Annotated in this window: 1 protein-coding gene; it reads right to left on the bottom strand. The window is 43.4% G+C overall.

Annotated elements, in window-relative coordinates; all coding sequences use genetic code 11:
• Positions 1–2,820: hypothetical protein (locus AC59IL_RS38795; protein ID WP_496557643.1), on the bottom strand; the 2,820-nt coding region annotated here is incomplete at both ends.

Raw genomic sequence — 2,820 nt, 5'->3', positions numbered from 1 at the left:
TCAGCGTGTCTTTGTAAGTACCGGCTACATTATATGTATTGCCATTCCAGATGTATGGCAATTGGTTATTACAAATGGTTACTGTTTGCGAACTGATTACTGCTGTGTTGACATTCAGCGTCAGAGTCACTATAGAATCGCAACCACCGGCGCTAATCAGAGTATCTTTATAGTTGCCTGCAGCACTATACACATTTCCATTCCAAGTATAAGGCAACTGATTGTTACAGATTGTTACTGTTTGGGATCCGGTTACAGCTGCATTTACATTCAGCGTCAGTGTAACGATTGAATCACAACCAGCGGCACTGATCAGGGTATCCTTATAAGTACCGGCTGCATTATACGTATTGCCGTTCCACAAGTATGGCAATTGGTTGTTACAAATGGTTACTGTCTGTGAACCAGTCACAACCGCATTTACATTCAAGGTTAATGTAACGATTGAATCACAACCGGCAGCGCCGATCAGCGTGTCTATATAAGTTCCGGCTGCATTATACGTATTGCCGTTCCACAAGTATGGCAATTGGTTGTTACAAATGGTTACTGTCTGTGAACCAGTCACAACCGCATTTACATTCAAGGTTAATGTAACGATTGAATCACAACCGGCAGCGCCGATCAGCGTGTCTATATAAGTTCCGGCTGCATTATACGTATTACCGTTCCACAAATATGGCAATTGGTTGTTACAGATCGTTACCGTTTGCGATCCGGTCAGAGCAGCGTTGACATTCAATATAAGGGTAACGACAGAATCACAACCCGCGGCGCTTGTCAGGGTATCTTTATAAGTTCCCGCAGCATTGTAGGAGTTGCCATTCCAGGTATACGGCAATTGGTTGTTACAGATGGTTACTGTTTGTGAACCAGTCACTACTGTGTTGACATTCAGGATCAGGGTTACGATTGAATCACAACCGGCAGCACTCGTCAAAGTATCCTTATAAGTACCAGCAGAGTTATAAGTATTGCCGTTCCAGGTATATGGTAATTGGTTGCTACAGATTGTAGTTGTTTGGCTACCTGTTACAACAGGATTTACATTCAAGGTTAATGTTACGATCGAATCGCAACCTGCGGCATTGGTCAAAGTATCCTTATAAGTGCCTGCCGCATTGTAGGTATTGCCATTCCAGGTGTAGGGTAATTGGTTGCTACAGATTGTAGTTGTTTGAGTGCCTGTTACAACGGGATTTACATTTAAGGTCAGGGTTACGATAGAATCGCAACCGGCGGCGCCGATCAGCGTGTCTTTATAAGTTCCGGCTGCATTATACGCATTGCCGTTCCACAGATATGGCAATTGGTTGTTACAAATGGTTACTGTCTGTGAACCAGTCACTACTGTGTTGACATTCAGGATCAGGGTTACGATTGAATCACAACCAGCGATACTGATCAAAGTATCTTTATAAGTACCGGCAGCGTTATAGGTGTTGCCGTTCCACGAATATGGCAATTGGTTGTTACAGATCGTTACCGTTTGCGATCCGGTCAGAGCAGCGTTGACATTCAGGATCAGGGTTACGATTGAATCACAACCGGCGCCACTGATCAAAGTATCTTTATAAGTACCGGCAGCGTTATAGGTGTTGCCGTTCCACGAATATGGCAATTGGTTGTTACAGATTGTTACTGTTTGTGATCCGGTCACTGCAGCGTTGACATTCAGAATCAGGGTTACGATTGAATCACAACCAGCGATACTGATCAAAGTATCTTTATTAATTCCTGCGGCATTGTAGGAGTTGCCATTCCACAAGTATGGCAGTTCGTTGTTACAAATTGTTACAGTCTGCGACCCGGTCACTGCTGCATTGACATTCAATGTCAGCGTAATAATAGAGTCACAACCAGCGGCACTGATCAGAGTATCTTTATAAGTACCGGAAGCGTTATAGATGTTGCCATTCCACGTATATGGCAATTGATTGTTACAGATCGTTACAGTCTGCGAACCAATCACTGCTGCATTAACATTCAACGTCAGCGTAACTATTGAATCACAACCGGCTGCACTGGTCAGGGTATCTTTATAAGTACCGGCGACATTATAGGTGTTGCCATTCCAGATGTACGGCAATTGATTGTTACAGATCGTTACAGTCTGCGAACCAATCACTGCTGCATTAACATTCAACGTCAGCGTAACTATTGAATCACAACCGGCTGCACTGGTCAGGGTATCTTTATAAGTACCGGCGACATTATAGGTGTTGCCATTCCAGATGTACGGCAATTGATTGTTACAGATCGTTACTGTTTGCGAACCAGTCACAACTGTGTTTACGTTCAGAATAAGAGTAACGATTGAATCGCAACCGGCAGCGCTAATCAAGGTATCCTTATAGGTTCCCCCAGCATTATAACTATTACCATTCCATAAGTATGGAAGTTGATTATTACAGATCGTTACCGTTTGCAATCCGGTTACTGCGGCACTTACATTCAGAGTCAGCGTAACGATTGAATCACAACCAGCAACGCTTATCAGCGTGTCTTTGTAAGTACCGGCGGCATTGTAGGTGTTGCCATTCCAGGTATATGGTAATTGGTTGTTACAGATTGTAGTTGTTTGTGATCCGATCACAGCTGCATTTACATTCAATGTCAGCGTAACGATCGAATCACAACCAGCGACACTGATCATTGTATCCTTATAAGTACCAGCAGCATTATAAGTATTGCCGTTCCACAAGTATGGCAATTGGTTGTTACAGATGGTTACTGTTTGTGAACCAGTCACTACTGTGTTGACATTCAGGATCAGGGTAACGATTGAATCACAACCGGAGGCACTTGTCAGTGTATCTT

This window comes from Niastella sp. sgz303648, assembly GCF_059587045.1.
The sequence above is the reverse complement of the archived record's forward strand: the minus strand, read 5'-3'. Positions and strand labels throughout refer to the sequence as shown.